Annotated in this window: 20 protein-coding genes; 15 read left to right on the top strand and 5 right to left on the bottom strand. The window is 72.3% G+C overall.

All coding sequences use genetic code 11. From position 1 onward, the window contains the following. Positions 1 to 54: 54 nt before the first annotated feature. From ACIG5F_RS36475 to ACIG5F_RS36445, 7 genes are all read left to right on the top strand, one after another. Complete coding sequence (locus ACIG5F_RS36475) at positions 55 to 1,209, top strand: LeuA family protein (RefSeq protein ID WP_396524556.1); 1,155 nt, start codon at positions 55 to 57, stop codon at positions 1,207 to 1,209. After that, positions 1,206 to 2,624: a 3-isopropylmalate dehydratase large subunit gene (leuC, locus tag ACIG5F_RS36470; protein WP_396524554.1), complete on the top strand. Its 1,419-nt coding sequence runs from the start codon at positions 1,206 to 1,208 to the stop codon at positions 2,622 to 2,624. The genes ACIG5F_RS36475 and leuC overlap by 4 nt, the downstream gene beginning before the upstream one ends. Continuing rightward, positions 2,612 to 3,226, top strand: a complete 615-nt coding sequence (leuD, locus tag ACIG5F_RS36465; RefSeq protein WP_396524553.1) for a 3-isopropylmalate dehydratase small subunit — start codon at positions 2,612 to 2,614, stop codon at positions 3,224 to 3,226. The genes leuC and leuD overlap by 13 nt, the downstream gene beginning before the upstream one ends. Continuing rightward, a complete protein-coding gene (locus ACIG5F_RS36460; protein ID WP_396524552.1) occupies positions 3,223 to 4,245 on the top strand; it encodes an isocitrate/isopropylmalate dehydrogenase family protein in 1,023 nt (340 codons plus the stop codon). Before leuD ends, ACIG5F_RS36460 begins: the two co-directional genes overlap by 4 nt. Before the next feature lie 17 nt (positions 4,246 to 4,262). Continuing rightward, entirely contained in the window at positions 4,263 to 5,387 is a 1,125-nt protein-coding gene (locus ACIG5F_RS36455; protein WP_396524551.1) for an alanine dehydrogenase, read from the top strand. Further along, entirely contained in the window at positions 5,387 to 7,219 is a 1,833-nt protein-coding gene (locus tag ACIG5F_RS36450) for an APC family permease (protein ID WP_396524550.1), read from the top strand. The genes ACIG5F_RS36455 and ACIG5F_RS36450 overlap by 1 nt, the downstream gene beginning before the upstream one ends. A gap of 135 nt (positions 7,220 to 7,354) precedes the next feature. Next, positions 7,355 to 8,620 carry a cytochrome P450 gene (locus ACIG5F_RS36445; RefSeq protein ID WP_396524549.1) on the top strand — a complete coding sequence of 422 codons (1,266 nt, stop codon included), beginning with the start codon at positions 7,355 to 7,357 and terminating at the stop codon, positions 8,618 to 8,620. On the opposite strand, the gene ACIG5F_RS36440 is transcribed toward ACIG5F_RS36445, so the two are convergent. Beyond that, entirely contained in the window at positions 8,609 to 9,817 is a 1,209-nt protein-coding gene (locus tag ACIG5F_RS36440) for an MFS transporter (protein ID WP_396524548.1), read from the bottom strand. The genes ACIG5F_RS36445 and ACIG5F_RS36440 overlap by 12 nt on opposite strands. Before the next feature lie 48 nt (positions 9,818 to 9,865). Here ACIG5F_RS36440 and ACIG5F_RS36435 point away from each other — a divergent pair, with 48 nt between their 5' ends. Further along, complete coding sequence (locus ACIG5F_RS36435) at positions 9,866 to 10,462, top strand: TetR/AcrR family transcriptional regulator (protein ID WP_396524546.1); 597 nt, start codon at positions 9,866 to 9,868, stop codon at positions 10,460 to 10,462. A 2-nt stretch (positions 10,463 to 10,464) separates the two neighbouring features. On the opposite strand, the gene ACIG5F_RS36430 is transcribed toward ACIG5F_RS36435, so the two are convergent. The 4 genes from ACIG5F_RS36430 to ACIG5F_RS36415 form a co-directional block, all read right to left on the bottom strand. Then, positions 10,465 to 11,643: a LeuA family protein gene (locus ACIG5F_RS36430; RefSeq protein WP_396524545.1), complete on the bottom strand. Its 1,179-nt coding sequence runs from the start codon at positions 11,641 to 11,643 to the stop codon at positions 10,465 to 10,467. Between the two features lie 98 nt (positions 11,644 to 11,741). Further along, on the bottom strand, positions 11,742 to 12,431 hold the full coding sequence (locus ACIG5F_RS36425; protein WP_396524544.1) for a hypothetical protein: 690 nt from the start codon (positions 12,429 to 12,431) through the stop codon (positions 11,742 to 11,744). Positions 12,432 to 12,510: 79 nt separating this feature from the next. After that, the gene (locus tag ACIG5F_RS36420; protein WP_396524543.1) at positions 12,511 to 13,770 is read right to left on the bottom strand and encodes a helix-turn-helix domain-containing protein; all 1,260 of its coding nucleotides are present in this window, start codon (positions 13,768 to 13,770) and stop codon (positions 12,511 to 12,513) included. A 330-nt stretch (positions 13,771 to 14,100) separates the two neighbouring features. Then, complete coding sequence (locus ACIG5F_RS36415) at positions 14,101 to 15,303, bottom strand: PucR family transcriptional regulator (RefSeq protein ID WP_396524542.1); 1,203 nt, start codon at positions 15,301 to 15,303, stop codon at positions 14,101 to 14,103. 261 nt (positions 15,304 to 15,564) lie between these two features. Between ACIG5F_RS36415 and ACIG5F_RS36410 the strand changes: the two genes are divergently transcribed. The 7 genes from ACIG5F_RS36410 to ACIG5F_RS36380 are packed head-to-tail and all read left to right on the top strand — an operon-like array spanning position 15,565 to position 22,392. Beyond that, on the top strand, positions 15,565 to 15,822 hold the full coding sequence (locus ACIG5F_RS36410; protein WP_396524541.1) for a phosphopantetheine-binding protein: 258 nt from the start codon (positions 15,565 to 15,567) through the stop codon (positions 15,820 to 15,822). Then, complete coding sequence (locus tag ACIG5F_RS36405; RefSeq protein ID WP_396524540.1) at positions 15,819 to 17,042, top strand: beta-ketoacyl-[acyl-carrier-protein] synthase family protein; 1,224 nt, start codon at positions 15,819 to 15,821, stop codon at positions 17,040 to 17,042. Before ACIG5F_RS36410 ends, ACIG5F_RS36405 begins: the two co-directional genes overlap by 4 nt. Further along, positions 17,042 to 18,034: a 3-oxoacyl-ACP synthase III family protein gene (locus tag ACIG5F_RS36400; RefSeq protein ID WP_396524538.1), complete on the top strand. Its 993-nt coding sequence runs from the start codon at positions 17,042 to 17,044 to the stop codon at positions 18,032 to 18,034. Before ACIG5F_RS36405 ends, ACIG5F_RS36400 begins: the two co-directional genes overlap by 1 nt. A 2-nt stretch (positions 18,035 to 18,036) precedes the next feature. Further along, positions 18,037 to 18,795: a glycosyltransferase family 2 protein gene (locus ACIG5F_RS36395; protein WP_396524537.1), complete on the top strand. Its 759-nt coding sequence runs from the start codon at positions 18,037 to 18,039 to the stop codon at positions 18,793 to 18,795. Next, the gene (locus ACIG5F_RS36390; RefSeq protein ID WP_396524536.1) at positions 18,792 to 19,973 is read left to right on the top strand and encodes a cytochrome P450; all 1,182 of its coding nucleotides are present in this window, start codon (positions 18,792 to 18,794) and stop codon (positions 19,971 to 19,973) included. The genes ACIG5F_RS36395 and ACIG5F_RS36390 overlap by 4 nt, the downstream gene beginning before the upstream one ends. Next, the gene (locus tag ACIG5F_RS36385; RefSeq protein ID WP_396524535.1) at positions 19,970 to 21,487 is read left to right on the top strand and encodes a class I adenylate-forming enzyme family protein; all 1,518 of its coding nucleotides are present in this window, start codon (positions 19,970 to 19,972) and stop codon (positions 21,485 to 21,487) included. The genes ACIG5F_RS36390 and ACIG5F_RS36385 overlap by 4 nt, the downstream gene beginning before the upstream one ends. Beyond that, entirely contained in the window at positions 21,484 to 22,392 is a 909-nt protein-coding gene (locus tag ACIG5F_RS36380; RefSeq protein WP_396524534.1) for an NAD-dependent epimerase/dehydratase family protein, read from the top strand. Before ACIG5F_RS36385 ends, ACIG5F_RS36380 begins: the two co-directional genes overlap by 4 nt. Positions 22,393 to 22,433: the final 41 nt, after the last annotated feature.

The raw sequence follows: 22,433 nt of genomic DNA, 5'->3' as shown, positions 1-22,433 counted from the left end.
ACCGAAAGAACTTGGAGACGGGTTGTGAGTCACGAGCAATCTTCGCCGCGGCGGGTGAGCGTCTTCGACACCACTCTGCGCGACGGCGAGCAGGCCCCGGGCAACGCGATGCGGCCCGAGCAGAAGCTGGAACTCGCGCTGGCGCTGGAGGCGTTGGGCGTGGACGTGATCGAGGCCGGGCTGCCCAGCTCATCGCCGGCCGACTTCCGGGCCACCCGGATGATCGCCGAGCGGTTGACCACGGCCCGGGTCGCCACGCTGAGCCGGGCGGTGCCCGAGGACGTGCGGCTCGCCGTCGACGCCGGCGGCGCGCGGCGCCACCAGCTCCAGATCCTGGCGACCGGCAGCGAAACGCACCTGCGCTGGAAGCGGGGCATCGACCAGGCCACCGCGGTGCGGGAGGTGGTCGACGCCATCGACTGCGCCAAGCGGCTCGGCGTCGAGCACGTGTCGGTCGGCATCGAGGACGCGACCAGGGGCTCGGACCGGCTGCTCCACGAGCTGGTGCGGGAGTCGGTGGCGGCGGGCGCGAGCTCCTTCGCGGTCGCCGACACCACGGGCTGTCTGACGCCGGCCGAGTTCGGCGCGCTGATCGGCCGGATCCGGGCCTGGGCGCCGCCGCCGGTGGTGATCTCCACCCACTGCCACGAGGATCTCGGGCTGTCGCTGGCCAACGCGCTGGCCGGCGTGCAGGCCGGCGCGGACGAGGTGCAGGCCAGCCTGGCCGGCATCGGCGAGCGCGCCGGCAACACACCGCTGGAGGAGCTGGTCGCGGTCCTCGCCTACCGAGGCGACGCCATCGGCGCCACGACCGGCGTGCGGACCGAGGGACTCCAGCACGCCTTCGAGCTGCTCAGCGCGGCCATCGGCCTCGAAGCGCCCCGGAACAAGGCGATCTTCGGCGTGAACGCCTTCGCCACCCAGGCCGGCATCCACCAGGCCGGCATGCTCCGGTCGCCCATCACCTACGAGTACATCGAGCCGTTCCGGTTCGGCCGCGAACGCAAGATCCTCGTCGGCCGGCACTCCGGGCGGGCCGTGCTCCGGCACGTCCTGACCGAACTCGGTCTGCCCGTTGACGGGTCCTTTGTGGACAGTCTCTACGAGGAGCACGTGGCCAACCGGACCAACGGCGACTGCCTGGACATGGCCGGGCTGCGCGAGATCATCCTCGACCGGCACGCCGCGCTCGCGGGGGCGGACGCGTGACGGCCGCCGGCAGGACGCTGGTCGAGAAGGTGTGGCGGGACCACGTCGTGCACGAGGAGCCGGGCGAGCCGGACCTCCTCTACGTGGACCTGCACTTGCTGCACGAGGCCAGCTCGCCGCAGGCGTTCGACGGGCTCCGGCTGGCCGGGCGGCGGGTCCGGCGGCCGGACCTCTGCCTGGCGCTGGAGGACCACAACGTGCCAACGCGGTCGCTGGAGCTGACCGACCCGATGGGCCGCCGGCAGGTGGAGACGTTGCGCCGCAACTGCGCCGAGCACGGCATCGAGCTGTTCCGGCTGGGCGACAGCCGGCAGGGCATCGTGCACGTGGTGGCGCCGGAGCGCGGCTACGTGCACCCGGGCATGACGGTGATCTGCGGCGACAGCCACACCTCCACGCACGGCGCGTTCGGCGCGCTGGCTTTCGGCGTGGGCACCAGCGACGTCGAGCACGTGCTGGCCACGCAGACGATGCCGCTGGCGCGGCCGCGGACGATGGCGGTCGAGTTCACCGGCACGCTGCCGCCCGATGTCGGCGCCAAGGACCTGATCCTGGCGCTCATCGCGCACATCGGGGCCAACGGCGCGCACGGCCACGTCATCGAGTACCGCGGCGCACCGCTGGCGGACATCTCGATGGAGGGCCGGATGACCACGTGCAACATGAGCATCGAGGCCGGCGCCCGGGCCGGCATGATCGCTCCTGACGACGTCACCTACGAGTACCTGGACGGGCGCCCGGGAGCGCCCCACGGATCAGCGTGGTCGGACGCGGTGCAGTACTGGGACGGGCTGCGCACCGACCCCGACGCCGTGTTCGACCGGACCGTCACGATCGACGTCTCCACGCTGACGCCGTTTGTCACCTGGGGCACCAACCCGGGGCAGGCGGCGCCGATCGGCGGCCGCGTGCCCGACCCCTCGGGGCTTGACGGGCCGCGGGAGCGGTCGGCGGCCGAACGGGCCCTGCGGTACATGGATCTCGCGCCGGGCACACCGATGGAGTCCATCCCCATCGACACCGTGTTCATCGGCTCCTGCACCAACGGACGCATCGAGGACCTGCGGTCGGCGGCGGCCGTGTTGCGCGGCCGCCGGATCGCCCCCGGGGTCGACATGCTGGTGGTTCCCGGCTCGATGCACGTCCGCGAGCTGGCCGAGGCCGAGGGGCTGGACACCGTCTTCCGCGCCGCGGGCGCGCAGTGGCGGCTGGCGGGGTGCTCCATGTGTCTCGGCATGAACGCCGACCGGCTGACCGGCGTGCACCGCTGCGCGTCAACCTCCAATCGCAACTATGAGGGCCGGCAGGGACCGCAGGCCCGCACGCACCTGGTGTCACCGGCCGTCGCGGCGGCGACGGCGGTCACCGGGCGACTCACCGCGCCGAGCGCCCTGGAGGCGATGTGCGACCAGTGACCGAACACACCGGGCGCGGCGTCGTGCTGCCGCGCGGAGACGTCGACACCGACCAGATCATCCCGGCCGAGTTCTGCAAGCGGCTGACCAAGAGCGGCTACGAGGACACGCTGTTCGCCGCCTGGCGCCAGGATCCCGACTTCGTGCTCAACCGTCCCGAACGCGCCGGCGCCAGCATCCTCGTGGCCGGACACAACTTCGGCACCGGCAGCTCCCGGGAGCACGCCGTGTGGGCGCTGCGCGACTGGGGCTTCGCGGCGGTGATCGCCACCAGCTTCGGCGACATCTTCCGGCGCAACGCCGTCAAGAACGGCCTGCTCGCGGTGGAACTGCCCGAGCTGGCCGTGGCCGAGCTGTCCGACTGGGTGGACAACGACCCCGCCTTCCCGGTGACGGTCGACCTGCTGGCCCTGCAGGTGCGGGCCAACGGCGCCCGGTGGCCGTTCACCGTCGAACCCCGGGCCCGCCGGCTGCTGCTGGAAGGCCTCGACGACATCGCGGTGACCCTGGCCAAGGGCGACGCCGTCACGGCGTACGAGCTGACCCGGCGCCCGTGGCTGCCGAGGCTGGGGGCCGACCAGCTCGCGGAGGTGGCGCCGTGACCACCGTGACGGTGATCCCGGGTGACGGGATCGGACCCGAGGTGGTGGACCAGGCCACCGAGACCCTGGACGGCTTGCGCCTGGGCCTGGACCTGACGGTCCTCGACCACGTCAACGCCGAGACCTACCTGCGTGCGGGAACCGCCTTGTCGGATGCCGACGTGGCGGCGATCCGGGCCAGCGACGCCACACTGCTCGGCGCCGTCGGCGATCCGCGGGCGGACGTCGGGTACGCCCGTGGGGTGTTGCTGCGCCTGCGGTTCGAGTTCGACCTGTACGCCAACTACCGGCCGGCGCGGCTGTTCCACGAGCGGCTCAGCCCCCTGAGGGACAGCGCGCGGCGGGCCATCGACTGCGCCGTCGTGCGGGAGAACACCGAGGGGCTGTACGCCGGGCTCGGCGGCACGCTGCGCCCCGACACCCCGCACGAGACCGCGCTTGACGTGGAGATCAACACCTATCACGGTGTGTCCCGGATCCTCGACTACGCCTTCGCCCGCGCCCGGCGCGCGGTGTGCATGGTGGACAAGGCGAACGTCGTCGGCAACGGTGGCCGGCTGTGGCAGCGGTGCTGGCGAGAGGCCGCCGCCCGACACCCGCACATCGCCGTGTCCCACGAGTACGTGGACGCGGCGGCGATGAAGCTGGTCGCCGATCCGAGCGCATTCGACGTCATCGTGGCCAACAACTCCTACGGCGACATCCTCAGCGACCTGGCCGCCGAGCTGGCCGGCGGCCTGGGCACCTCCGCCTCGGCCAATGTCAACGGCGACACCGGGTTCGGCCTGTTCGAGCCGGTGCACGGCACCGCGCCGGACATCGCCGGCCAGGGCGTCGCCAATCCCGTCGGCGCGATCCTCAGCGCCGCCCTGATGCTCGACCACCTCGGCCACGCCGAGCCGGCCGCCCGGGTGCGCGCGGCCGTCGACACCGCCGTCGACCGGGGTTGGGTCACACCCGACCTCGGCGGCGAGCTGTCCACCAAGGATGCGGGCGCGGCCATCCGGGCCCAGCTGTAGAACCCAAGAGGTGAGCCATGCACACGATCCGTCTCGGCGTCGTCGCGACCTCCCGCAAGGAGAACGAGCGGCGGCTGCCGATCCACCCCGCGCACGTCGCCTCGATCGACCCGGCCGTGCGTGACCAGCTGTACCTGGAGCGCGGCTACGGCGAGCGCTTCGGCTTCAGCGACGAGCAGCTCGCGCCGTACGTGGCCGGGCTGCTGCCCCGGCACGAGCTGTTCGCCCGGTGCGAGGCCGTCCTGCTGTTCAAGCCCTTGCTCCAGGACTTCCTCGACCTGCGCGAGGGCCAGATCCTGTGGGGCTGCCCGCACTTCGTGCAGGACGAGAAGGTCACGCAGGCCTCGATCGACAACCGGCTGAGTGTGATCGCCCTGGAGGGCATGCTGCTGTGGCCCGACCCCAACGGGTATCCGGTGTCGATCTGCCCGCAGATGGGCGAGATGGCCGGCTACTGCTCGGTGCAGCACGCGCTGACCCTCGTCGGCCGCACCGGTGCGTTCGGCCGGCCGCTCTCCGCGGCGGTCATCGGCTACGGCGCCACCGGCCGCGGCGCGGTCGCATCCCTGCGCGCGCAGGGCATCGCCGACATCACCCTGATCACCCGCCGGCCCGCCGGCCAGGTCGAGGCGCCGCCGGGCGTGGCCCGCACGGCCCAGCTCACCGCGGGCCTCGACGCCGTCACGGCCGACGGCCCGGTTCCGCTCGCGCGGCTGCTCGCCGACCACGACGTCGTGGTCAACTGCGTCCGCCAGGACACCAACGCGCCGCGGGTGTTCCTCACCGAGGCCGACATCCCGGCGCTGCGGCCGGGCACCCTCGTCGTCGACGTCTCCTGCGACTACGGCATGGGTTTCTCCTGGGCGCGGCCGACGTCGTTCGCCGAACCCCTTCGCGGGCTGGACAACAACGTCCGGTACTACGCCGTCAACCACAGCCCGTCCTACCTGTGGGACTCGGCGACATGGGTGCTCAGCGAGGCGGTCCTGCCGTACCTGGGCACAGTGCTGGCGGGCGAGGCGGCATGGGACGCCGACCGGACGGTGCGCGACGCGGTGGAGGTGCGCCACGGCATCGTGACCAATCCGGACATCCTGGCGTTCCAGCACCGGGACGCCGAGTACCCGCACGCGGTGCGCTGATGTCCGACCAGCCGGACCGGTTGCTGCGCCGCGACCTGTCCACCCAGCAACTGCTGTTCATCTCGGTCGGGTCGATCATCGGGTCCGGCTGGCTGTTCGCGGTGCTGTCCGCCGGGGCCGTCGCCGGCCCGGCGGTGGTCCTGTCCTGGGTCCTGGCCGCCGGCCTGGTGATCGCCATGGCCCTGAACTACGCCGAGACCGCGACCATGCTGCCGCGCACCGGCGGCATCGCGCGCTACCCGTACCTGACCCACGGCCGGTTCTTCGGGTTCCTGATGAGCTGGTCGCTGATCCTGGGCGGCATCACCACCGTGTCGGTCGAGGCGCTCGGCGTCGTGCAGTACGCGGCCGGGTACGTGCACCGGTGGTGGGGCGTCGACCTCGTGGCCGCCGACGGTGGCGACACCCGGCTGACCGGAGCGGGCATCGCCGGCGCGGTCGCCCTGATGCTGTGCTTCTTCCTGATCAACGTGGTCGGCGTGCGCTTCCTCGGCCGCCTCAACCAGTGGATCACCTGGTGGAAGGTGATCGTGCCGGTGCTCACGTTCGTGCTGCTGTTCGTGGTCTTCCGGGGCTCGAACTTCACCGCGGGCGGCGGCTTCGCGCCGCGTGGCGGCGGGGCCGTGCTCAACGCCGTGGCGGTGTCCGGGATCATCTTCGCGTTCCAGGGCTTCCGGGAGGGCGTGAACTTCGGCGGCGAGGCGCGGCGCCCCCAGCGGGCGATCCTGCTGGCCACGGTGTTCTCCGTGGTGCTGACGGCGGTGATCTACCTGCTGTTGCAGGTGGCGTTCGTGGGCGCGATCAACTGGTCGAGCATGGGACTGCGGCCGGGGGACTGGTCGGCGCTGGAGGGCAGCAACTGGGCCAGCCAACCCTTGTACTCGGCGTTGCAGGCGTCGGGCAACGCCCTGCTGGGCGCGTTCGGCTCGGTGCTGCTCGTGGACGCGCTGGTGTCCCCCACCGGCGCCGGCTGGATCTATCTCGGGGACGGCGCGCGTGCGGCGTACGGCATGGCGGCGCAGGGCAGCCTGCCGCGCTGGTTCGCCCGCGTCGGCGCCCGGTCCGGGGCGCCCTGGGCCGGCCTGGTCGCCTGCCTGGTGCTGGGCTGCCTGTTCTTCGTGCCGTTTCCCGGCTGGTACCAACTGATCGGCTACACCAGCGCCACCGCCTCGCTGACCTATCTCGCGGCCGGTCCGCAGGTGCCCATCCTGCGGCGGACCGCCGGCGACCTGCCCCGCCCGTTTGTTCTCCGCGGCACAACGGTGTTGTCTCCGCTGGGTTTCCTCGCGGCCGCGATGGTCGTGTACTGGGCGGGTTTCGACGTGCTGCGCGGCGTCGTCGCGAGCCTGTTCGTGGCGATCCCCCTCTACGCGGCCGTGCAGGCGCCGGCGCAGGGGCGCATCGCCCGGCCAGCCGGGACTGCGGTCGGCGTCGCCTTCCTGGCGGCGTGGACCGTGGTGCAGGTGTTCGGACCGCTCGGCCGGAACAGCCTGCCGTTCCTGGTGTTCTGGGCGCTGTGTGTGGCGGCGGTGGCCGCGGCGACCGCGGCCTTGCTGTGGCTGGCCGACCCCGACGGGCGGCGGGAGGTCGCCTCCGGCGGGTGGGTGATGGCGCTGGTGCTGGTGCTGTACCTGTTGTCCTACGGCGGTTCCTACGGCCCGTCGACGGTCCTGCCCTTCCCGTACGACACCGCCGTGGCGGCCTTGGTCGGGGTGGCCGCCTACTTCTGGGCGGTGCGATCCGGTTACGACACACCGGATCTGCACGCGGTTCGGGCGACCGAACCGGCGGCCCGGACCGGTCTCGAACACCCGGAGGAGGTGAGAACATGATGCGATACCTGCGAATGCTGGCCATGCGCGCCAAGGGCGCCCGGTTCAGCGGCGCGTACCTCTATGTGGACTGCACCTGATCCCGGTGGCGGCCGCCGCGCCGCGGCGGCCGCCCTGTCCCAGGAGAAGCGACCAGTGCTCACGAAAATCCCCGGCCCTCGCGGCCGCTGGCTCGTTGGCGACATGCCCGACTATCTGGCCGACCGGATCGGCTGGCTGCGCGACAGCCGGCCCCGCTACGGCGACGTGGTCCGGCTTGCGCCGGGCACGCTCGTGGCGCACCATCCCTCAGCTGCCCACGAGGTGCTGGCCCGCACCAACGACACCTACCTGTTGGAGACCTCGCAGCTGGGCGGGCGGCGTCAGCGGGCCGCCCAGGCGGCGGGGCTGGAGCGGTGGATGCTCTTGCGCCGGACCATGTGGCGCGGCGTCGCCTCCCGGCTGGCCGCCGACGGCCTGGACCAGTCCACGGCCGAGGCCGCCGCGCTGGTAGCGGCCCACGTCGGCGGCACCGGCGAGTTGCTGGGGGCCTGCCGCGCGATCACCGGCCGGCTCATCGTCGACTTCTGCCTGGGTGGTGATCCCCGGCCCGACTTCCGCGCCGGGACGGCCGCCCGCGCGGACCAGCTCTTCACCAAGTCCCTGGCCGCGCTGGTGGATGGCGAGTCCCGCCGCCGGTTCTCGTGGCGGCCGCTGGCCGCAGCGGCCCGCAGGTCCGATGCCGAGCTGCGTGGTGTGCTGGCCGCGTGTGTCGCCGACCGCCGCGCCGCCGACCGGCGCCAACCTGAGGACCTGCTCGACGAGCTGATCGCGGGCTCTACGGACGAGGACTTGATCGTCGCCACCATGCGGATGGCGCTGTTCGCATCGCACGGCGTCCCCGGCACGGCGCTGACGTGGATCGTGCTGCGCCTGGCCGCCGAACCCGAGCTCGCCGCCGCCATCAGCGACGAGTCGAGGGCCGGATCGGACGGCCTGCCGCTCGCGACGGCCTTCGTCAAGGAGACGCTGCGGCTGCATCCGCCGCAGTGGCTGCTGACACGGACTGCGTTGCGCCCCACTGAGGTCGGCGGCTATCGGATCCGTTCCGGCGAACAGGTGCTGGTCTGCCCGTTCACCGTGCACCGGGACGAGCGGTACTGGCCGCGGCCGGACCGGTTCGACCCGGGGCGGTGGCTGACCGGGCGGACGCCGCATCCGCCCAACACCTATCTGCCGTTCGGCGCCGGTCCCCGGATCTGCCCCGGTTCGGCCCTGGCGATGCGGCTGCTGACCGTCCTGACGACCGTGCTGGCCTCACGGCACGCGATCCGCGCCCCACACCCGGAGGCTGTCGCGGTGATGTCCGACGGTCTGCTGCGCCCCGAGTCGGCTGTCGGCGGCTGGGACTCACTCGGGTGACGACGCCTCTTTGGTGCTGATCAGTGTGGCGGCCAACAACATTGCGGCCCAGACGAAGAACAGCGTGCGCAGGTCGGTCAGGGTCGCCGCGAAGCCGGCCGCGGCCGCGCCGATGGCATTGGCCCCGGCGGCGACCATGCGATAGGCGACGGTGACCCGGCCGAGCAGCTCGTCCGGCACGAGCCGCTGGCGTAGGGACACCGCCGTGACGTTCCAGACCAGGTTGGCCGCCCCACAGGCCGCGATGGCGGCGCCGGCCACGAACCCGGAACCGGCCGCACCCGCGACCGCGATCGCCACGGCCGTGCCGGCGGTGGCCGATCGGAGCACACGGCCCGCGCCGAGACGGCTGGTCAGCCGCGCCGCCAGCCCGGAGCCGACCAGCCCGCCCACCGCGAACGACGCGACCACCAGGCCGTATCCGACGCTGCTCAGCCCCAGCACCTGCCGCGTGTACAGCACGAGCATGGCGATCAGTCCGCCACCCACGAGGTTGGTGACCCCTGCGACCAGGCAGAGTCGCCGGAGCAGCGGATGGCGCCAGAGCCAGCCCGCGCCCTGGATCATCGATCGTCGAAGGGACACCGGCCGGTCCCGAACCGCCGGCCGGTCAACACGTACGAACAACACGAACAGCGCCGCGGCGGCGAAGGAGGACGCGTCCACGGCGAGTGGCAGCGCGACCGCCACGCCGAACAGCGCCGCGCCGACCGGCGTCCCCACCAACGTCTCGGCGACCACCGAACTGCTCTGCAACCGAGCGTTGGCCGGCACGAACTGCGGTGGCGACACCACCGCCGGCACCATGGCCGACCACGCGGCGTCGTACAGCGCCTGTCCGCAGCCGAGCAGGAAACCCACCACGACCAGCAGGACGATGGTCGTCGCGTGCAGGACCGTGGCCACCACCAGCGCCGCCATGACGCCGGCTCGCGCCGCGTCGACGAGCCAGAGCACACGGCGGCGGTCCCAGCGGTCGGCCAGTGCCCCGGCCAGCAGCCCGAACAACAGCCACGGCAGCTGCTCGGCCAGCGACACGGCGGCGATCTGGCGTGGATCGGCGGTCAGCTGTGCGGCGAGCAGCGGCAACGCCACCAGGCGCATGCCGTCCCCCAGGCTGGACGCCGCCACCGCGGCCCGCAGCCTGCCGAACGAGGGCCCCAGCCGGGCGCGCCGTGTGCTCAGCGACGCAAACACGAACTAGACTCTGGTTCGGCTTCGATCGAGTGTCAAGAGGAGCGCGCCATGCCCACCCAGCCGGCCGAACCACAGCAGCGGCGCAGCCGGGAGAAGTACGCCCGGATCGTGGCCGCCGCCGGCCGGCTGCTGGCGGACACGGCGTACGAGGAGCTGGGCACCAAGCTGATCGCCGCGACGGCCGGCGTCTCGGTCGGCGTCCTCTACCGGTACTTCCCGGACAAGGAGGCGATCGTCGCCGCCCTGGTCCGGGACTGGTTGCGGATCGACGTCGAGATCGCCGACCGGATCACCGCCGACCCCCTGCCCGCCACGCTCGACGTCCTGCTCGGCGACCTCGTCGACGCGTACGCCGACCGGTTTCGGGTGCTGTCCGGCTACCGCCGCGTGCGCTACCAGGTGCCCAGCGGCAGCGCGCTGCGGGCCGAGGCCACGCGGACCGACCTGGCGATCGCCGACCGGCTCCGCGCGGCGCTGGTGCGCGGCTACGGCGCCCCGGACGACGACGTCACCGCGCTGCGTTGCCGACTTGCGGTCGAGGTCGGCGGACAGCTGCTCGACATCGCCTTCCGGGACCAGCCGGCCGGCGACCCGGCAGTGCTCGCCGAGACGACGGTCCTGATGGGCCGCTACCTGGCCACCTGACCTCAGCCGGCGGCGCTGAGCGCCAGCTCGCCGGCCAACCGCTCGCGCAGCTCCGAGATGTCCTCGCAGTCCCCGCCGGGACGCTCGGTGATGTGCCGGCGGTACAGGTCGTCGATCCGCTCGTCGGTCAGCCGCGCGCCCAGCTCGTCCAGGAGGTGGCGCAGCACGGACCGACCCGAGTGGCGGGCGATCACGATCGACCGCTCGCGGCCGAAGCGCGCCGGCTCCACGTACTCGTAGGTGGCCGGGTCGCGCAGGATTCCCTGCTGGTGGATGCCGGCGGCGCTGCCGAACGCGTAGGCGCCGAAGATCGGCTTGTTGCGGGGCTGTTCCAGGCCGATCACGTCCAGCAGCATCGTGTACACCTCGTACATGCCGGCGGTGTCGACGTCGGTGCGCAACCCGAGCTGGTCGCTCTTGTACGCCAACAGCGCCACCAGCTCCTCCATGGCAGCGTTGCCGGCCCGCTCGCCGATGCCGCCGAGCGTCACCTGCGCGCCGTCCGCGCCGGCCTGGAGACCGGCCAGCGTGTTGGCCTGGGCCAGCCCGAAGTCGTCGTGGCAGTGCGTCAGCAGGGTCACCGAGGACGGCGTCCAGGCCCGGACGCGGGCCAGCAGGCTCCCGTACTCCGCCGGCGACATGCAGCCGGACGTGTCCGGCACGACGATGCAGTTCGCCCCCTGCTCCAGGGCCACGTCGACCTGGGCGCGCAGCAGGTCGTCGGCCCCGCGCGAGGCGTCCTCCAGGGCTACGGACACGTCCTGGACGCCGAGGTCGCGCGCCGCCGCAACCGTCTGCGCGATCTCCCGCACCGACTCGTCCCGCGAGATCCGCCGCTTGCGGTCCAGGTGCAGGTCGCTGGAGGTGGCCAGGATCTGGACCTGGTGGTTGCGCGTCCCGCCGGCGTTGACCGCCGCCTCGACGTCGGCCCGCACGGCCCGACAGAACGTGGCGAACCGGGCGGTGCTCAGATGTTCGGAAATGAGCCGGGTGGCCTCGGCCTCGGCCGGCGAGGACGCCGGAAACCCGGACTCGACCACGTCCACGCCCAGTGCCTCCAACCGCAGCGCGAGCCGGAGCTTGTCACCGGGCGTCATGGCATTGCGCGGGGCCTGTTCACCATCGCGGAGAGTGGTGTCGAAAATGGACACGCGACGCGGCCGAGAATCGTCGTCGAACACGGGCTTCTCCGTTCCTCACCGAGCTTTTCGCTTGATAGCCACCGTAGCGGCGGCACGCGGGTGAGGGTCAACAAAGCAAAGATAGGAAAACCGAGCCGTCATTCCGACCAGCGGTACATGCTGATCGGGCGGCCGACCGCCCGGTGCAGCACGTCCACCTCGGCGTGCCCCTCGACCACGAACTGCTTGAGGTAGCGCCGGGCGGTGACCACGGACAGCCCGCAGCTGGCCGCGACGTCATGCGCGGACACCGCCTTGTCGGCGCCGCGCACGACACCGGCCACCACGCGGGCCGTCGCCGCGCTGCCGTCGACCACCGCCGACGCCGGTTGGCGCTGCTCACCCACCACGCCGCGCCGGATCCGATCCCGCAGGGTCGACGGGTCGCGCGGGCGTATCACACAGCACTCCACGCCCAGTCGCCGCAGCACACGGTCCAGGTCGGCGTCGAAACCCTGGATCGCCGCGACCACCCGGCGACGGCCCAGCTCCGGGTCGAGCAGCTGGTAGATCGCCCGCATCCCGCCGACGAGTCCCCGGATCGACACCACGATCAGCGCCGGTTCGAACCGGCCCGCGGTGGCGGTGAGGTCCCGTTCGGCGACAAATATGACCCGGTCGACCCCCCGCACGCCACGCAGCGCGGCGGTGTACCACAGCCGCTCCGGTTCCGGGGCGGACACCAGGATGCGCACGCCGCCGCCGCTCGGTCGGCCGCGGGCGGCGGAAATCGCCGGACCCAGACGGTTCCTCCTCCAACCGGCGGCATTCGCGTCGAACAGATCCATGCCTTCTCCCCCATTCATTTCGGCGCGCCAAAAAGCAACCACCCATTGCCCTCCTGCACCGACAGAGGGCGTTTCAATTCTAAGGCCGATCCCCTTGCGCCGGCGGCACTACCGGCGGCAGAAACAGCGGCAGTTCCCGGCGCACCAGATTGAGCACGGAGAAGCACGGGCCGTCCGGCCCCTCCTCGCGGCGCACCACGCCCAGCAGCATCAGGGCCCGCACCTGCCGTGCCATCTCGTACAGGCCCAGCCCGCTCCGCCGCGCCGCCTCCGCCAGCGTCCAGCGGCCGGGCACGCCGGCCAGCACGGCGAGGAGCTGACGGCACTGCTCGTCCAAAGTGCTGGCCGCGCGGGCCAGCGACCGGCTCATGTCCTCGTACCAGCCGTCCTCGGCCGCCGCCACCAGCGCCGCCGGCTCCAGCTGCTCGGCCATCAGCTGGGGCGGGTGCGCGAGGCACAGCTCGGCGCACACCTCCAGGGCCGCCGGGATGCCGTCCAGCGACCGGCAGATCTTGGCCAGCGCCGGCCCGTTGGCCCGGGTCAGCTCGAACTCCGGCCACACCCGGCAGATGTCCCGGCAGAGCAGGGAAACCGACGGCACGGCCTCGATCCGGGCCGGGTCGCCGTCCAGGTCGGTGGACGGGACGGCCAGCGGCTGCAGCGGGAAGGTCAGGGCCTCCGGCGGTTCGTCCGGCTCCCGGCCGGTCAGCAGGATGCGCAGGTCCGGGCGGTCGCGCAGGAGTCGCAGCAGGCGCGGCCCGGCGATCCGGTTCTCGTCGTAGTCGTCGAGCACGAGCAGCGTGCCGTGGGCCTGGCCGGCGACCGCGAGCCGGTCGTCCAGCGTCTCGGCGTCCGCCACCCACAGCACGGACAGGTGATCATCGGAGTCCAGGCGCCAGGCCACCTCCATGGCCAGGTGGGTCTTGCCGACGCCGGCCAGGCCCACCACCGAGACCAGCCGGTTGCCCGAGCGGAGCAGCTCGGACAGCGCCCGCACCTCGTGCTCCCGCCCCACCAGCGCGGTTGTCGGCACCGGGGCCGGCTGCGGCGTCCCCTCGACGGACGGGACGAGCGACACCCGGCCGGCCGCGCTGGCCAGCAGCTGCCGACTGGACTCGCTGAGCCGCAGCGCCTCCGCCAGCAACCCGATCGTCGCGTCGTGCGGCCGGCGCGACCGCCCCGCCTCCAGATCGCGGATCGCACGCACGCTCAGCGAGCTGAGGTCGGCCACTTGCTTCTGGGTGAGACCAAGCTCCGCGCGGAACCCGCGCAGCAGCTGCCCCAGGTCTGCGCCGTCGCCGACCAGACCGGACTCGGCGACGAAACCCCCATGTCCCATCGACCCCGCCCCCCACGAAGTAGATCGCTGGGCTTGGGTTGCCACCGCCGGCGGTCCGCAACCTTCCGCGCCGAACTGGTCACACAACCAACCCCGAATGCCCTAATACCCCATCGTCCGACCTTTGCGACCAGCACGACGCCCCAGGCGGTGTCCGCGCCACGGAGCCCATCACCGCCTGGACGCCCAACCAGCGCGCGTCGAACTGAGCGCGCTGGCCACTCGACTCCCCCGGCCTTCGGCTGGCAGCCGATCCGACAGAGCTCGAGTGGCGCGCCGGCCTCGTCCGGGGAGTCAGCGCGGCCGCTGGGTGCTCAGCCCGTGAGGCGATCAGCGCAGCAGGGTGCGGTAGGCCATCAGGGCCAGGCGGCAGGCGAGTTGGTGGCGGTCGTCCTCCAGGGATTTGCCGGTGAGCAGCTCGACCTTGCGCAGGCGGTTGAGCACGGTGTTGCGGTGGCAGTAGAGCAGCGTGCCGGTGCGGCCGGCGGAGCGTTCGGCCCGGAACCAGGTTTCGAGGGTGTCGAGCAGCATCTCGCGCTCGGGGGCGTCGAGTTCGAGGACGCGGCCGAGGGTGCGGGCGGCGAGGCGTTGGGAGAGCTGGGGACTGGAGACGACGAGGGCCTCGGGCAGGCGGTCGTCGAGCACGGCGATGCCGGCGGCGCCGCCGGGCTGGGTGAGCAGGGCGGTCTCGGCGAGCTGGTAGCCGACGCCGAGCTCGGCGAAGCCGTCGACGACGCCGGACATGCCGGCGCGGTCCCGCAGGTGCGGGGTGAGCAGCTCGGCGACACGGGCGGGGCCGGCGGCGGCGAGCTCGACCAGCCAGACGACCCGCTCGCCGCGGGACAGCCACACCGACTGCATCCCGTGCACGGCCAGGCAGGACTGGGCGGCGCGTAGGTCCTCTTCGGCTTCTTCGCCCGCACTGAGCACGACGACGTAGCGTCCGCGAGCGGACAGGTTGAGCTCGGTCTCGGCGTCGGCGGCCACGGTGGGGTCCACGCCGCGGCCGCCGATGAGGGCCCCGACGAGGCGTTCCTTGCGGCGGTTGGCCCGGCGGCGGATCTCGGCCTGCCAGGTGCGGTAGGAGTCGACCATGGCCACCGAGATCCGGTCGATGGCCTCCCACAGCAGCATCGCCCCGTCGACGAACTCCTCCAGTTCGGCCGGGGAGCGCCGGCGGGCCTCGGCCAGCAGCATCTCCCACAGCAGGGTGCCGCCGAGTCGGAACAGGTGCAGCACCGACTCCAGCGGCACGCCCTGCTCGGCCCGGCGGCGGCCGGTGGCCAGCGGCGGGTCCAGCCACTCGCGCTCGTCCTCGAACCCCCTGGTCACGAGGAGCAGCACGCTGCGGCCGTTGTCGTGGAAGGACTTCCACATGTCCGCCTTGGGCACCTTCCCGTTGCGGGCGTAGATCCGCTCCTCCCGCACGGCCCCCATCTCCGACAGCCGGTCGGCGAAGCTGGGCAGGTCGGCCAGCACGACGGCGGCCACCTCCCGGATCACCGACCTGGGCGCGTGCGGCTGCTCCGTCATGGGGCCACGGTAGAGCCCCAAGACGGTGCGGCGGGCCGGTTTCTCCCCCCTCACGCCCTGGGCCCAATCCTGCTGGACCGCCCGACCGTTGGCCATGGGCAGCTGCCGCGACCTGGTTGTGCGCTGTGCACAGTCACGGTCATCTCGGCCGGATCGGCGGTTAGGGTCGCCGTCACCGCCCCGGTCGATGGCGACCTGGGGGGCCAATTTCCTTTTCACCGCACGGCTTTTCGCCGCGCGCGTTTCAGGGGGAGGCACAACGTGAACGCAACCGACGACGTCGACCGCGAGCTGGCGCTGCTGATCAGGAAGGTGTCGGGCACCGACCCGAGGGCGGTGTTCCCGGGCCGGGAGCTGGCCGGCATGTCGCTGCGGGACGAGCTGGAGATCGACTCGCTGGCCATGGTCGAGCTGGTCGACGAGATCGAGGACAGCTACGGCCTGGCCATTCCCGAGGAGGGCCTGGACAACATGGTGACCTTCGGCGACGTGGCCGACTACCTGCGGGCCCGCCGGTGACCGAGGTCGTGGTGACCGGCCTGGGCGCGACCACGCCGCTGGGCGGCGACGTGGCCGCGACCTGGGCTGGCCTGCTCGACGGCCGGACGGGGGTGTCGCGGCTGTCGGCCGACTGGGTGGACGAGCACAGCTTCCCGGTGCGCATCGCCGCCCGGCTGGCGGTGGAGCCGGAGCTGGACCACGTCGAGCTCAAGCGGATGGACCGGTGCGAGCAGCTGGCGATGGTCGCGGCCCGGCAGGCCTGGCGGGACGCGGGGCTGGCCGACGACGCGGTCGAGCCGGCCCGCCGCGGCGTGGTCATCGGCACCGGGATCGGCGGCGCGACGACGCTGGTGGCGCAGCACGACGGGATCCGGGCCCGGGGCCTGCGCGGGGTGTCGCCGCAGGCCATTCCGATGATCATGCCCAACGGCCCGGCGGCCATGGTCGGGCTGGAGTACCGGGCCCGGGCCGGGGTGCACGCCCCGATGTCGGCCTGCGCCTCCGGCGCGGAGGCGATCGCCTGGGCCTGGCGGATGATCAAGGCCGGGGACGCCGACGTGGTGCTGACCGGCGGGGCCGACGCCTGCATCACCCCGGCGATCATGGCCGGCTTCGTCCGGGCCCGGTCGATGAGCAGTCGCAACGCCAGCCCGGACGCGGCGTCGCGGCCGTTCGACGCCGACCGGGACGGCTTCGTGCTGGGCGAGGGCGCGGGCATCATCGTGTTGGAGCGCGCGGAGTTCGCGGCCGCGCGCGGGGCCCGGGTGTACGGACGGCTGGCCGGCGCCGGCATGAGCAACGACGCCCACCACATCACCGCGCCCGATCCCGACGGCATCGGCCAGGCCAGCGCCATGACGGCCGCGCTGCGCTCGGGCGGCCTGAGCGTCGAGGACATCGGCCACGTGAACGCGCACGCGACCTCGACCCCGCTCGGCGACCTGGTCGAAAGCGCGACCATCACACACGTCTTCGGCGATCGGCCGGTGGTCACCGCGCCCAAGGGCGTGCTCGGGCACCTGCTCGGGGCGTCGGGCGCGGTGGAGGCGATCGCCACAGTTCTGTCCATAAAGGACGGTGTGGTGCCGCCGACCGCGAACCTGGACCGCCTCGACGAACGCATCGAGCTCGACGTGGTCTCCGGCTCACCGCGCCGGATCCCGCTCACCGCCGCCATCAGCAACTCCTTCGGCTTCGGCGGCCACAACGTGACCCTGGCCTTCGCAAAGGAGATCTGATGAACGTCTCGATCAGGGGCGTGACCGCCTACCTGCCGCCTACCCTCGTGACCAACCGCCAGGTGGAGTCCAGGATCACCGGCTTCATCCCCCGGCCCGGCGCGATCGCCAAGCTCAGCGGCGTCCGGACGCGGCACCGGGCCGACCCCGGCGAGCAGGCCTCCGACCTGGCCGTGCACGCCGCCGAGAAACTGCTGTTCGGCCTCGGGGTCGCCGCCTGCGAGCTGGACCTGATCGTCTTCGCCGCCGCGGCCCAGGACCTCGGCGAGCCGGCCACCGCGCACGTCGTGGCGGCCAAGCTGGGCGCGAGCTGCCCGGTGTTCGACGTCAAGAACGCCTGCAACAGCTTCCTCAACGGGATCCAGGTGGCCGAGGCGTTCATCAGCGGCGGCCAGTACCGGCGGATCCTGGTCTGCAGCGGGGAAACCGGCACGCGGGTGGCGCGCTGGACGGTGGCCGACCGCGAGCAGTTCGCCGACTCGCTGGCCGGGTACACCCTGTCCGACGCCGGCGCGGCGGTGCTGCTGGAGACTTCCCTGTCCGGCGGCATCTTCTACCGCGACTTCACGGCCGAGTCGGCGAACTGGCACGTCAGCTCCATTCCCGGCACCGGCTGCGCCGAGGATCACGACGCGGAGCGGGACGGCTACATCCGCGGCGACGGCCGGGCCCTGCTGGAGTTGGTCGCCGGCGACGTCGGCCCGCAGCTGGACCGCGCTCTGACGGCGACCGGCTTGCGGCGCGAGGACTTCGCGCTGTTCTGCGTGCACCAGGTCTCGACGCCGTACCTGCGCGCGCTGACGAAAATGGCCGAGCTGCCGGAGGAGAAGCTCGTGGCGACGATCGCCGACCACGGCAACGTCGCCTCGTGCACCATCCCGCTCCAGCTGAGCCTGGCCATCGAGTCGGGCCGGTGCGGCCCCGGGGACAAGGTCGCCTTCATCGGCCTGGCCGGCGGCACCAGCATCGGCGTCATGTTCGTGGAGCTGTGATCATGGCCAACACCTTGTGGGTTGTCATTCCCGCCTTCAACGAGGCCAAGTGGATCGGGAACACGTTGGCGTCGCTGGCCGTCCAGCGGCACGCCGAGTTCACGGTGCTGGTGGTCGACAACGCCAGCACCGACGGGACCGCCGACGTGGTTCGCCGGTTCGCCGAGCAGCATCCGCGGATGGACGTCCGCGTGATCACCGAGCCGCAGAAGGGCACCGGCGCGGCCTGCGACACGGGTTTCCGGCATGCCATGGCCAACGGGGCAACGCATCTGGCCCGGACCGACGCCGACTGCCTAGTTCATCCACAGTGGACGTACGCGGCGCTGCGGGCCTTCGCGTCCGGGCTGGAGATGGTCGGCGGCCGGCTCAGGGCCCGTGACGACGACTATCCGGTGCTGTGGTGGGAGAAGGCGGTGCTGGCCTTCCTGATCCACGCCGGCGCGCTGGCCGCCCGATATCGGGCCGAGCACCGCGGGCCGCAGTTCCTCGGGCCGTATGTGTTGTGCACGGGCGGAAACAGCGCGATCACCGCCGATCTGTACGAGCGGTGCGGCGGCTATCCCCGAACGTCCATTGAGGAGGATCACGAGGACCGCACGCTGATGAACCGGGTCCGGCAGGTCACCAGGGCCTACGGCCGGCGCCGGGACATGATCGTGTACTGGTCGATGCGGCGCACCAAGGCCTGGGGCCTGCGCAACACGCTGTCCTGGTACACCGATCACAGCTATCGGCCCGAGGTGGTGGACGTCCGGTGAGGGCGGCGTGGCATGAGCTCGGCGTGCAGCTGGCCGCGCATCCGCTGGCGTACCCGGTGATCCGGGCGCTGGGCCGGGTCGGGCCGGCGGTGCGGGTGCCCGGGCTCGGCGTGATCGTCAACGACGCCGGCCTGGCCCGGCAGGTTTTGACCGACCCGAAGACCTTCCGCACCGGTGGCGGCGGCGCGGCCGACCTGTGGACGCCGGTGTTCGGCCCGTCGATGTTGGTGAACATGGACGGGCCCGAACACCGGGCGATGCGCCGCAAGCTCTCGGAGTTCTTCACGCCGGCCTATGTCAAGCAGCTCTGCGCCGACGTGCTCGACGAGCCGGTGGACCGGATGGCCGTGCGGCTGCGCCGGGGCGAGCCGGTGGACGTGGTGGACGCGACCAAGGTCATGTCCGGCGCGGTCACCAGCGCGCTGGTCGGGTTCACCGTCACCGGGTCGCCGGCAGAGCGCGAGGCCGGCTACCGGCGGTTGACCCACCAGTCCGAGCTGATCACCGGCATGGTGAAGCTGGGCCGGCTGAGCCTCACCCCGGAGCAGACCGCCCGGGCGCGGGCGATCGCCGACGAGGTCGGGGCCGCGGCCTCGGCTGCCTGGGTCGACGGCGACGAGAACACCGCCGTGGGCCGGATGCGCCATTTCGGACTGTCCGAAGTGGAGTCTCGCGGGCTGGCCTCGGCGTTCCTCATCGCCGGCACCGAGACCATCTCCAGCCTGGTGCCGCGACTGGTGGCGTTGCTGCACGACCACGGCGTGCTCACGGAAGTGGCCAATGCCTTGCGCGCCGGCGACACCGGTCCGTTGAACGCGGCGATCGACGAGACCTCCCGGCTCGTCACGCCCGCGCCGATCATTCTGCGCAACGCGGCGATGCCGGGTCGGATCGGCGACGTCCGGGTGCTGCCCGGCGACCGGGTCGTGGTGTCCACCCTCAACTGCGCCAAGGCCTACGGCCGCTTCGACCTGGGCCGGGCGCATCCGCCCGAGCTGCGGCGGCTGTGGTTCGGTGCGGGCCCGCACTTCTGCCTCGGCTATCCGCTGGCGATGGCCGAGATCCACGCCATCGTCGGCACGCTGCTGGCGCAGGGCCCGTTGCGGATCATCCGACGCAACGCGGCCCGCGGCGTGCTCTTTCCCGCCTACCAACGACTGGAGGTCAGCCGGGCATGATCGACATTGTGAACGCCGTCCTGGCGCAGGCGTCGAGCCGGCCGGACGAGGTGGCGATCGTCGACAAGGACGGGGCCACCACGACCTTCGGCCGGCTGCGCGATCAGGTGCTGGCGGTACGAGATGGTCTGCGGGCCAAGGGAATGAGCGACGGCGACGGCGTGCTGTTCGCGGTGCGAACGTCAGCCGCCGGCGTCGCCCTGTTCCTCGGCGTGCTGGCCGCCGGCGGTGTGCTGATCACCGCCGACACCGCAGTAGGCCCGGAACTGGTGGCCGCGCGGATGCGTGCGTACCGGCCGCGCTGGCTCGTCGCCGAGTCGGTTCTCTATCCGGCCAGTGTGTTCGGGCCGATGCGCTCGCTCTGCCGTCGGCGCGGCTGGTCGGTGCCGGACCTGCGGCAGGCGATCGCCGACCCGTCGATCCACCACGTCTATAGTGGACGGTGGTTGCCCGGTGTTCCGCGCCACGCAATCAAGGTCGGTCATCTAGCCGGCGCATCGGCGGCGGCTGAGGTGCGGCTGGACGCGCCGGCGTTGATCGTGTTCACCTCGGGCACCACCGAGCGCCCCAAGGGAGTCGTGCACTCCCTGCGTACGCTGACCAACGCGGTACAGCTGCTGGCCCGGCATTTTCCCTTTGGCGAAGGGGATGTCATGCACACCGACGGCATCGTCGCCGGACTGCCGGCCCTGGTCAGCGGCGCACGGCTGTCGCTGGCCACGCCCGAGCGCTTCGCCCAGGATCTGGCCGACCGCAAGGTGACCCATGCCTACGGCGTTCCGGTGCAACTGGCCGACGTGTTCGACGTGCTGCCGAAGTGGCCGGAGCACGTGCGCTACCTGCTGATGGGCTCGGCGCCGGCGGCGCCGGCCGTGCTGCGCAAGGCAATCAGCGCTGTTCCTCATGGCCAGGTGCTGTCGGTGTACGCGATGACCGAGGCGATCCCGATCGCCGTCGGACGGGCCGAGGACAAGCTGGCACACACCGAACAGGGCCACCCCGGCGACCTGCTGGGCGAACTCTCGGACGGGGTCGCGGCGCGGATCGCCGAGGACGGCGAGCTCCTGGTGACCGGCCCGAGCGTGTGCCTGGGTTACCTCGGCGAGCCGCCGATGACCGAACTGCCGACCGGCGACCTGGCCCGACTGGACGACCGGGGCCGGGTCATCATGCTGGGGCGCAAGAAGGACATGCTGATCCGGGGCTCGTACAACATCTATCCCGGCCTGTACGAGCCGACCATCGCGCTGCTGCCGGGCGTGCGGGAGGCGGCCATGGTCGGGCTGCCCGATCCGGTGACCGAGGACGAGACCGTGGTGCTGGCCGTGGTGGCCGGCGAAGGGGTGGACCGCCAAGCCCTGACCTGTCGCCTACGCCGCCAACTGCCGGAGATCATCGACGCCGAGGCGGTGCCGGACCGGATCGTGGTGCTCGACGAGTTGCCGCGCTCGGGCCGTTCGCGCAAGCTCGACCGTCCCGCGCTGCGGGCCTCGCTCGCCGGGCGGACCACATGAGAGTGGCGGTGACGGGCGCGACCGGTTTCGTCGGCGGCGAGGTGTGCCGGGCGGCCGTGGCGGCGGGTTGGGAGGTGCACGCGTTCGGCCGCCGGCTGGCCGACATTCCCGGCGCCACCTACCAGTACTGGAATCTCAACGGTCCGGTGCCACGACTGTCCGAAGTGGACGCGGTCATCCACTGCGCCGCCGCCGCGACCGACGCCGGCCGGGCCAGCCAGGTGTGGGCGACCAATCTGCTCGGCACACGGCGGGTTCTCGATGCATTCCCCCACGCACGCATCGTGCACGTCAGCAGCGCCAGCGTGTACGACCCGTTCCGGCCGACCGTGCGAGCGAAGGAAGCCGAAGCCCCGGTGGCGCGGTACCTCAATGCCTACGGCGCGTCGAAGGCCGCCGCCGAGCGGTTCGTGCTCAACACCCACCGGGACACGATCATCCTGCGCCCGCACGCCGTCTACGGCCCCGGCGACACCACCCTGCTGCCGCGCCTGCTGGAGAACATCCGCGGCGGCCGCCTGCTCGTCCCGGGCGACGGCCGGGCCCGGCAGAGCCTGACGGCCGTCGGCGGCCTCGCGCGGGCCTGCCTGCTCGCCGCCCGCAGCACCCTGACCGGCGTCTTCAACATCGCCGACAGCGACACCCTGTCGGTCGACGAGGCGCTGCGCGGACTGCTGGCCACGGCCGGCGTCGAGGCCACGCCGACCTACCTGCCCACCCGCCTGGTCCTGCCGTTGGCCACCGGATTGGAGGCAGCGCAACGGCTCTGTGGCCGGCCGCGCCGGATCCGCCTCAACCGCTACGTCATCAGCCAGCTCGCCATGGAACGCACCCTGGACATCACGGCGGCGGTCGACCGGCTCGGCCACGAGCCAACCCCGACCTCGTTCACATACAGGAACTGAACCGCTTTACCCACAATTACGGAGGCCGCTCAAACAATCAC

Origin of the sequence: Kutzneria sp. NPDC052558 (assembly GCF_044547355.1) — a bacterium.
Taxonomy (GTDB): domain Bacteria; phylum Actinomycetota; class Actinomycetes; order Mycobacteriales; family Pseudonocardiaceae; genus Kutzneria.
Note: the sequence above shows the minus strand (reverse complement) of the source record. Positions and strands in the feature narration are given on the sequence as shown.

Bases quoted from the DNA above. Each gene is read 5' to 3' on its own strand.
- ACIG5F_RS36425 (WP_396524544.1), bottom strand. From the start codon at position 12,431: ATGGATCTGTTCGACGCGAATGCCGCCGGTTGGAGGAGGAACCGTCTG.
- ACIG5F_RS36395 (WP_396524537.1), top strand. From the start codon at position 18,037: ATGGCCAACACCTTGTGGGTTGTCATTCCCGCCTTCAACGAGGCCAAG.
- ACIG5F_RS36455 (WP_396524551.1), top strand. From the start codon at position 4,263: ATGCACACGATCCGTCTCGGCGTCGTCGCGACCTCCCGCAAGGAGAAC.
- ACIG5F_RS36435 (WP_396524546.1), top strand. From the start codon at position 9,866: ATGCCCACCCAGCCGGCCGAACCACAGCAGCGGCGCAGCCGGGAGAAG.
- ACIG5F_RS36400 (WP_396524538.1), top strand. From the start codon at position 17,042: ATGAACGTCTCGATCAGGGGCGTGACCGCCTACCTGCCGCCTACCCTC.
- ACIG5F_RS36450 (WP_396524550.1), top strand. From the start codon at position 5,387: ATGTCCGACCAGCCGGACCGGTTGCTGCGCCGCGACCTGTCCACCCAG.
- ACIG5F_RS36385 (WP_396524535.1), top strand. From the start codon at position 19,970: ATGATCGACATTGTGAACGCCGTCCTGGCGCAGGCGTCGAGCCGGCCG.
- ACIG5F_RS36415 (WP_396524542.1), bottom strand. From the start codon at position 15,303: ATGACGGAGCAGCCGCACGCGCCCAGGTCGGTGATCCGGGAGGTGGCC.
- ACIG5F_RS36420 (WP_396524543.1), bottom strand. From the start codon at position 13,770: ATGGGACATGGGGGTTTCGTCGCCGAGTCCGGTCTGGTCGGCGACGGC.
- ACIG5F_RS36380 (WP_396524534.1), top strand. From the start codon at position 21,484: ATGAGAGTGGCGGTGACGGGCGCGACCGGTTTCGTCGGCGGCGAGGTG.